The 8,312-nt window shown below is 42.3% G+C and carries 7 protein-coding genes; all 7 read left to right on the plus strand.

The annotated features are described in order from the left end of the window. Positions 1–25 precede the first annotated feature (25 nt). A complete protein-coding gene (gene lptC, locus CYK47_RS11630; RefSeq protein WP_122901943.1) occupies positions 26–568 on the plus strand; it encodes an LPS export ABC transporter periplasmic protein LptC in 543 nt (180 codons plus the stop codon). Next, positions 558–1,115 (plus strand): lipopolysaccharide transport periplasmic protein LptA, encoded by a 558-nt coding sequence (gene lptA, locus CYK47_RS11635; protein WP_122901945.1) that lies wholly within the window; start codon positions 558–560, stop codon positions 1,113–1,115. Before lptC ends, lptA begins: the two co-directional genes overlap by 11 nt. Then, positions 1,115–1,855: an LPS export ABC transporter ATP-binding protein gene (lptB, locus tag CYK47_RS11640; RefSeq protein ID WP_122901947.1), complete on the plus strand. Its 741-nt coding sequence runs from the start codon at positions 1,115–1,117 to the stop codon at positions 1,853–1,855. The genes lptA and lptB overlap by 1 nt, the downstream gene beginning before the upstream one ends. 152 nt (positions 1,856–2,007) lie before the next feature. Then, positions 2,008–3,543: a TolC family outer membrane protein gene (locus tag CYK47_RS11645; RefSeq protein ID WP_122901949.1), complete on the plus strand. Its 1,536-nt coding sequence runs from the start codon at positions 2,008–2,010 to the stop codon at positions 3,541–3,543. After that, complete coding sequence (locus CYK47_RS11650) at positions 3,543–5,681, plus strand: type I secretion system permease/ATPase (RefSeq protein WP_122901951.1); 2,139 nt, start codon at positions 3,543–3,545, stop codon at positions 5,679–5,681. The genes CYK47_RS11645 and CYK47_RS11650 overlap by 1 nt, the downstream gene beginning before the upstream one ends. Continuing rightward, entirely contained in the window at positions 5,681–6,853 is a 1,173-nt protein-coding gene (locus CYK47_RS11655) for a beta-barrel domain-containing protein (protein ID WP_122901953.1), read from the plus strand. Before CYK47_RS11650 ends, CYK47_RS11655 begins: the two co-directional genes overlap by 1 nt. Positions 6,854–7,104: 251 nt before the next feature. Continuing rightward, positions 7,105–8,312: SwmB domain-containing protein (locus CYK47_RS11660; protein WP_122901955.1), on the plus strand; the 1,208-nt coding region annotated here is incomplete at its 3' end.

Raw genomic sequence — 8,312 nt, forward strand, 5'->3', positions numbered from 1 at the left:
CAACCGTTTAAGTGAAACCACAGCGATGGATACTAAAGTTTTATACGTCGCAGCAGTTGTAGTTGCTGCTGTAAGTGGTGGTTACTACTATTACAGCGGCAAAGAGCAAAAGCTGGCAGCCGATGCTGCACAAAGCATGACTTATTCTGCTGAGAATATTCATTTAACCCAAACCAATGAAGATGGGCAGTTATATGTCAAAGCCACAGTCGATCGACTGGAGCAAGACATGCAAAAGCAAACCGCGAATTTGGATAACTTAAATGCCTCTATGTATCAAAATGGAGAAGTTAACTCTACTTTTGCTGCAAAAAAAGCGCATAGTTATAATGACAATGAAAAAGTGGTACTTTCAGAACAGGTTTCGGCCAGCAAGATTTTAACCCAAGGTAAAATGCAGCTGGACACCACAGAATTGACCTTATATCCCCAAAGCCGCGATATCGAAACGGATAAAATGGTGATTGTGCAATCACCGCAAGCTGAATTTGTAAGCCAAGGTTTGAAAGCCAATTTAAATGAAGGGCAATACGAATTTTTTAATATTCGAGGAACGTATGAACCGTAATTTTCAGCAGAGTAGCACATGGCTAAAAGCAGCTGTTCTTGGATTTGCCATGCTTACAGGTAGCACAGCATGGGCCTTGCCATCTGATCGTAATCAGCCAATTTCCTTGGTGGCAGACCGCGGGAGCTTTAATGAAAAAAGTGGTGTGATGACCTATAGCGGTAACGTTGTGGTGGAACAAGGCACCATGAAATTACAAGCAGCATCCATTGTAGCCAATTTAAATGCTAAAAAAGAAATTAGCACCATTACGGCAACAGGCTCACCAGCACGTTTTCAGCAAAAACTAGAAGCCAATAAAGGCTTAGCCAAGGGTCAAGCCAATAAAATTGTGTATAACGCGGAAACTGGAATTTTGACCTTGTCTGGCAATGCGATGCTTGAGCAAGATGGCGCTAGCCTTAAAGGCGCGACCTTACGTTATAGTATGAACAAAGGTGATATTGAAGCGATTGGTACGCCAAATAAAACTGGTTCATCTACAGGTCGTGTACAAATTATTATTCCACCATCGAGCACTAAATCCTTCCCAGGAGCGCGTGACTAATGCCTAGTTCTCAGCCGCAAACCTTAACCATCAAGCATTTAGCCAAAAATTATAGTAAACGCTGGGTGGTCAAAGATGTGTCCTTTAGCATGCAAAGTGGGCAGATTGTAGGTTTACTCGGCCCCAATGGTGCGGGGAAAACCACCAGTTTCTATATGGTGGTTGGACTGGTGCGCATGGATAAAGGCGAAATTCATCTCGATCATCTCGATCTATCTGACTTGGCGATGCATGAACGTGCGCGTCAAGGCATTGGTTATTTACCGCAAGAAGCTTCGATTTTCCGCAAATTGACCATTTCGGAAAATATCATGGCGATTTTAGAAACTCGTAAAGATCTCAATAAAGAGCAGCGTAAGCAACGTCTGCATGAGTTGTTAACAGATTTTAAAATCACCCATATCAAAGATTCTTTGGGAATGAGTGTATCTGGGGGGGAACGTCGCCGTGCTGAAATCGCACGAGCTTTAGCGGCTGATCCTAAATTTATGTTACTGGATGAACCCTTTGCTGGGGTGGATCCCATTTCGGTGGGTGATATCAAAGATATTATTACCACTTTAAAGGATCGTGGTATTGGCGTACTGATTACTGACCATAATGTGCGTGAGACTTTGGCGATCTGTGAGCGTGCTTATATTGTCAGTGAAGGTGCGGTCATTGCAGAAGGGACACCCAAAGATATCTTAGCCAATGAAAAAGTGCGGCAAGTGTATTTGGGCGAAGATTTTACCGTATAAATAAAATTGTAAATAACTCGACGACTGGTCTATGACTGGTCGTTTTTTTATGTATGATAGGAAAAACAAGTCCTTGAAAATAAAAAAACAAATATTTCTTTATAAACAAGGTAAAATACCCAAAAATATTAGCTCATTCATACTTATTGATTATGGCATTTAGACAAGAAACTAAAGCAAAACAAGGATGTGGGGTACATGCTAATGTGATTAAGGGAGTAATTTTAACATTATCTCTTGCGGTCGCTACAGCGTATGCGGATACACCTAGACAGTATTTCAATACTTTGAAGGAAAACAGCCGTAACTTTTTGGCGCCTAAAAGTAACGAAAACTTTAATAAAGCAAATGTTCAAGAGCTGAGTAACTTCCAGATCGACACATCCGCGATTCCCGAATTGCCGATGGTGACACGTTTTGATCCGAACCTACCAAGCGGGGCAAATTATACCCCAAGCATCAATCGCTTAAGTTTTAATGAAGCGATTTTGCGTGCTGTGCAACGTAATCCGGATATTTCACAGGCGATTGCGAGTTTAGCCTCGCAAAATGCCAATATTGACGTGGCCAAAGCTGGCTACTATCCACAAATTTCAGGTGGTTTGGGGACTGGTGATTTAACCAGTGGTGAACGTGGCAGACAGGTTTTTAGTCTAAATGTGACCCAAATGCTCTATGACTTTGGTAAGGTCAGGAGTAATGTCAATGTTGAGGAAGCACAGCTATTAGCTGAACAAGCCAATGTTTTGGTGAGTGTAGATGACGTGGCTTTCCAAGCGGCTAATGCGATTGTGAATATTAAACGTTATCAAGAAATCACCAAAATTGCTGAACAGCAAATTAGTGGTATTGCTCGCATTAACGAAATCGCCAATTTGCGTGCACGCGCTGGCATTAGTAGTCAAGCCGACCCAGTACAAGCGCAATCTTATTTAGAGGCTTCACGTTCTAATTTGATTGTGCAACAAACTCAATTGCGCCAATATCAACAAAAACTACGTACTTTGTTGGGCTTTGATGTTTCAGGCTTAGAATGGAGTCTACCAGAACGTCTAATTGTAGACTCAAATTTGTATCAAGAGCCTGAATTTAACCAAGTGCCCAAAATGATGTTGGCACAAGCGCAAATTCAAGTGGCCAAAGCTGAAATTGAGCAAACCCGTTTAAGTAATTATCCAACCTTAAATGTCAAAGGCTCAGTCAGCCAAGCCGTCAATGGGCGTAACCCAAATAATAATAAGGATGACGGTTTTTATAATTCAATTATGCTTGAAGCGAGCAGCAACTTTTATCAAGGTGGCGCGACGGCTTCACGTACCCGAGCAGCGAGTTATGCAGAACAAGCAGCCCGTGCCCGTATGAACACCGAATACTTAAACGTACTCGATCAAGTACGCGTGTTACGAGAAGAAATTGAAAATAAACAGCGTGAAATGAGTGTATTGATGGCGCGTAAGGAAACTGCAACACGCACCAAAGAGCTCTACCAAGAACAATATAAGCTCGGTACGCGTACTGTGGTGGATCTGTTAAACGCGGAGCAATCGATTCATAGTGCAGCGCAAGAGATAGAAGCAGCTCGCTATGATATCTATACGGCAATTGTCAACTACATTGCCCAAACAGGACGCTCACGCGATTTATATGACCTAAATAATATTTCTATTCAGGGGTTTGAAGTTCAATAATGAGTACGAAAATCAACTACCAACCATGGCTGCAAGCGGTTTTAACCATCGCTCGGCACTACCGTATTGAACCGTCGGAAGAGCGTATTCGTTTACAATTGGACTGGAATCCCAACCAAACTGTAGATGATGTTCTAAACGTCATGACACGCCAAATTGGCTTGAGCATACGTAAAGCCGCTTTTTCTGAGGACTTGGTCAATCCATGGCGTTTGCCTGTATTGGTTGAGTTTAATGGTGGTCAAGTTGCAGTCATTGACACAGTCGACAGCGAAGGCAATAGCAATGTGCAATTTAGTGGTGATCAAGGTTTAGCACAAACCTTGACCCTAGAGCAGCTCAAAGAGCATGCGCGCTATGTGTATATCTTAAGGCCTGAAAAATCAGTGCCTGATGCGCGTGTTGATGAATACATTAAACCATTTGAGAAAAATTGGTTCTGGTCGATTGTATTAAAAGACTGGAAACGTTATATGGATATTATGTTTGCCTCATTGTTGGCCAACATTTTAGCCCTCGCGACCATTGTATTCTCGATGAACGTCTATGACCGTGTTATTCCAGCTCAATCCATTCCAACACTGTGGGTGTTGGCAAGTGGGGTCTTAATTGCCGCGATCTTTGAATTTGTGCTGCGTGTTAGTCGAATTTATCTCTCTGATATCATTGGTAAACGTGCAGACTTAAGAATTTCAGATCGGGTCTTTGGTCATGCGATTCGGATTAAAAATAAAGAGCGTCCTAAATCCACGGGTACATTCATTTCACAAATTCGTGAACTTGAAGGGGTACGTGAGCTGGTGACTTCAACCACGGTCACTGCAATTGCTGATCTACCATTCTTCTTCTTATTCTTGGGGATTTTCTGGCTGATTGGCGGCAATTTATTCTGGGTGATGTTGGTGATTGTACCGCTTATGATCTTACCGGGGATTTTAGCGCAAAAACCATTAGCTAAATTGGCACAAGAAGGCATGCGTGAAAGTGCCATTCGTAATGCGATGTTGGTTGAGGCAGTACAAGGCATCGAAGATGTTAAGTTACTGCGTGCTGAAGCACGTTTCCAAAACCAATGGAATCACATGAACGAAGTATCCGCAGATGTTGCCATGCGTCAACGTAAGATCGTGGGTTTAATGACGGCATGGACACAAAAACTGCAGGGTTTGGCATTTGCGATTGTCGTGTTGGTGGGCGCATTTGCGGTCATGGATGGTGAGATGACTGTGGGTTCATTGGTTGCGTGTTCGATTTTATCATCGCGGATGTTAGCGCCAATTTCGCAACTTGCTGGTGTACTTGGGCGTTTACAACAAGCCAAAGTTGCTAAAAAAGGTTTAGATGAATTAATGAGTAAACCTGTGGATCAGCCTGATCATACCTCATTAATTCATCGTCCAGCGATTCAAGGGCATTATGAATTGGCGGGCGTGACTTTTAAATATGGTCCTGATGATCCAAAACCAACCTTAGTGATTCCAAAGCTTGAGATTAAGCCAGGTGAAAAGATTGCTATTTTAGGGCGTAATGGTGCAGGTAAATCGACCTTATTGCAATTACTGTCAGGGATGCAAGAACCTGTACAAGGTAAGGTTAAACTTGATGGTGTCGAACTGAATTTAATCGATCCATCGGACGTGCGTCGTGATATGGGCTTACTTAATCAAGGGGCGCAATTGTTCTACGGTACAGTCCGTGAAAATCTCACCTTAGGTGCGCCATTGGCAACCGATGATGATATTTTACAAGCCTTAAAAATCACCGGTGCAATCAACTTTGTGCAAGAGAAAAAAGAAGGTTTAGATCATGTGATTTTAGAAGGCGGGGTTGGCTTCTCAGGCGGGCAACGTCAAGCACTCTTATTATCACGCTTATTGATTCGTCAGCCGAATATCTTATTACTGGATGAACCGACCGCAGCCATTGATGACGTGTCCGAAAAACAATTAATTGATCATCTCAAAGGCTGGCTCACCAATCGTACCATGGTGGTGGCAACCCATCGCCGTGCAGTATTGCAGTTGGTAGATCGTATTATTGTGGTCAACGACGGTAAAATCGTAATGGATGGCCCACGCGATCAAATTTTAAATCAATCTACCCAAAAACGTCCGGCACCCGCAGCAGGAGCGAAATGATGAGTAAGAAAGTACAAAAAGTCACCGAGCTCGAACCACCATTACCAAAATCAAGTATTATGATTTGGATTATCTGTATTGGTTTAGCTGCGTTGTTGACTTGGGCATGGTTATTTAAACTTGAGGAAGTATCAACAGGTACAGGTAAAGTTGTCCCGTCTTCCAAGGAACAAGTGGTGCAATCCTTAGAAGGGGGTATTTTAACCAAGCTTAATGTCAAAGAAGGTGAGATTGTCGAGCAAGGTCAAGTGCTTGCACAACTCGATCCAACTCGGTTTGAATCTAATGTCGGTGAATCTGAATCGCTGTTACTTTCATCACTAGCGACAGCTGCGCGTTTACGTGCGGAAGTCAACGGAACTGCACTGGCTTTTCCACCTGAAGTGATGAAAGAAACCAAATTAGTGAATGAAGAAACCGCATTATATAATTCACGCCGCGCTAACTTAGAAGAATCTTTATCGGGCTTGCGTCAGGCTTTAAGCTTGGTTGAGCAAGAGTTGCGTATGACGGAGCCGTTGGTAGCCAAAGGGGCAGCCAGCGAAGTAGAAGTATTGCGTTTAAAACGTCAAGCCAATGACTTAAGCAATCAGATGAATGATATTCGTAACCAATACTATGTGAAGTCGCGTGAAGAATTGGCTAAAGCCAGTACTGATATTCAAACCCAACAACAAGTGGTACGTGGTAAATCAGATACTTTAAATCGTACCATTTTTAAATCACCTATGCGTGGTGTCGTTAAGGAAATTGATGTCATGACGATTGGTGGGGTTATTCCACAAAATGGTAAGCTCATGACCATTGTGCCATTAGATGAGCAATTGCTGATTGAAGCACGTATCTCACCGCGTGATATTGCCTTTATCCGTCCAGGTCAAGAAGCCTTAGTGAAAATCACAGCTTATGACTACTCAATCTATGGCGGTTTAGATGGTAAGGTGACGATTATCTCACCAGATACCATTCGTGATGAAGTCAAGCAAGATCAGTTCTACTACCGTGTTTATATTCGTACCGACAGTGACAAACTGACCAATAAAGCAGGTCAAGAATTTGCAATTACCCCAGGTATGGTTGCAACGGTGGATATTAAAACAGGTGGTAAAACTATTATTGATTACTTGATTAAACCATTTAACAAAGCACAAGAAGCATTACGCGAACGTTAATATTTACGTAATTTTCAACCTAAAAACCCGCCAAATTGGTGGGTTTTTTTATAGGAATAATCTGCTTTTTTAAGTTTAAACTATTGAGAAAATTCAGGTATTTTTTCAACTTTAACTAATATTATTGTGACTTGATTCACGTTTTTTGGTATGAAAAATAGGCAAATTATGTTAGAATAATATGTAAATTATTTAATGTTTTTTAGTTAAATAATGATCATGTAGAGATACGTAAAAATTGGGGCTGCTATATGCAAGTGCAAGTAATTTCTAAGTCGGCTTGGAACAATCATTTGGTTGAAAATCCTTTAGCTGGCGTAGAACTCAATGAAAATTCAGTTGTTTTAATTGATATTGATCCTGAACACATTAAAAGCATTGAATACATTGGAAACAAAGTTGTTATTACTTTAAAAAATGGACAAGTTTTAGAAATTGTCAACTTTGTACCTGAAGAAAGTTCACTGGTCTTTCGTACCAACGAAGAGGCATTATTTTATTACGACCTAACACAGGTTGAATATGTGCCGCTTGATAAAATTGAGCCACTTTTATACGCTGAATCTGAGTATAGTGGCTTTCCATATTTATGGCCGATCTTAAGCGGTGTGGGGATTGCGGCGCTAGGCGGTGCTGGTGGTTCGGCTGGTGATCGTACTGCACCACAACTTGAAAACGCCCAAGTGACTGAAAACGGTCAAGTTGCGCTTGATTTCAATGAAGATCTCGACGCAGCAAACCCACCAAGCACAGATGACTTCACTTTAACGGTTGATGGTAAAGACGTTGAGATTGCTGATGTAATCGTTGACGGTGACCAAGTGACGTTAGTGCCGATGAATCCAATCTTGCCGGGTCAAGAGGTTGAAGTGTCTTATCAAGATCCATCGGATCAAGATGACGACAAGGCACTGCAAGATGCAGCGGGCAATGACGTTGCGGACTTTACCACAGGGATTATTGACAACAACTCAACAGTGGATGCTGTTGCGCCACAGCTTGAAAACGCACAAGTGACTGAAAACGGTCAAGTTGCGCTTGAGTTCACTGAAGATCTAGACGCAGCAAACCCGCCAAGCACAGATGACTTTACTTTAACGGTTGACGGTAAAGACGTTGAGATTGCTGAAGTGATCGTTGACGGTGACCAAGTGACGTTAGTGCCGGTGAATCCAATCTTGCCGGGTCAAGAGGTTGAAGTGTCTTATCAAGATCCATCGGATCAAGATGACGACAAGGCACTGCAAGACGCAGCGGGTAATGATGTTGCGGACTTTACAACAGGTCCAGTTCAAAACAACTCAACAGTGGATGCTGTTGCACCACAGCTTGAAAACGCCCAAGTGACTGAAAACGGTCAAGTTGCGCTTGATTTCAATGAAGATCTCGACGCAGCAAACCCACCAAGCACAGATGACTTCACTTTAACGGTTGATGGTAAAGACGTTGAGATTGCTGA

This window comes from Acinetobacter sp. B51(2017) (assembly GCF_003711395.1).
Lineage (GTDB): Bacteria > Pseudomonadota > Gammaproteobacteria > Pseudomonadales > Moraxellaceae > Acinetobacter.

Excerpts from the sequence above, each read along its gene's own strand:
- lptC (WP_122901943.1), top strand. The coding sequence starts at position 26 with ATGGATACTAAAGTTTTATACGTCGCAGCAGTTGTAGTTGCTGCTGTA.
- lptA (WP_122901945.1), top strand. The coding sequence starts at position 558 with ATGAACCGTAATTTTCAGCAGAGTAGCACATGGCTAAAAGCAGCTGTT.
- lptB (WP_122901947.1), top strand. The coding sequence starts at position 1,115 with ATGCCTAGTTCTCAGCCGCAAACCTTAACCATCAAGCATTTAGCCAAA.
- CYK47_RS11645 (WP_122901949.1), top strand. The coding sequence starts at position 2,008 with ATGGCATTTAGACAAGAAACTAAAGCAAAACAAGGATGTGGGGTACAT.
- CYK47_RS11650 (WP_122901951.1), top strand. The coding sequence starts at position 3,543 with ATGAGTACGAAAATCAACTACCAACCATGGCTGCAAGCGGTTTTAACC.
- CYK47_RS11655 (WP_122901953.1), top strand. The coding sequence starts at position 5,681 with ATGAGTAAGAAAGTACAAAAAGTCACCGAGCTCGAACCACCATTACCA.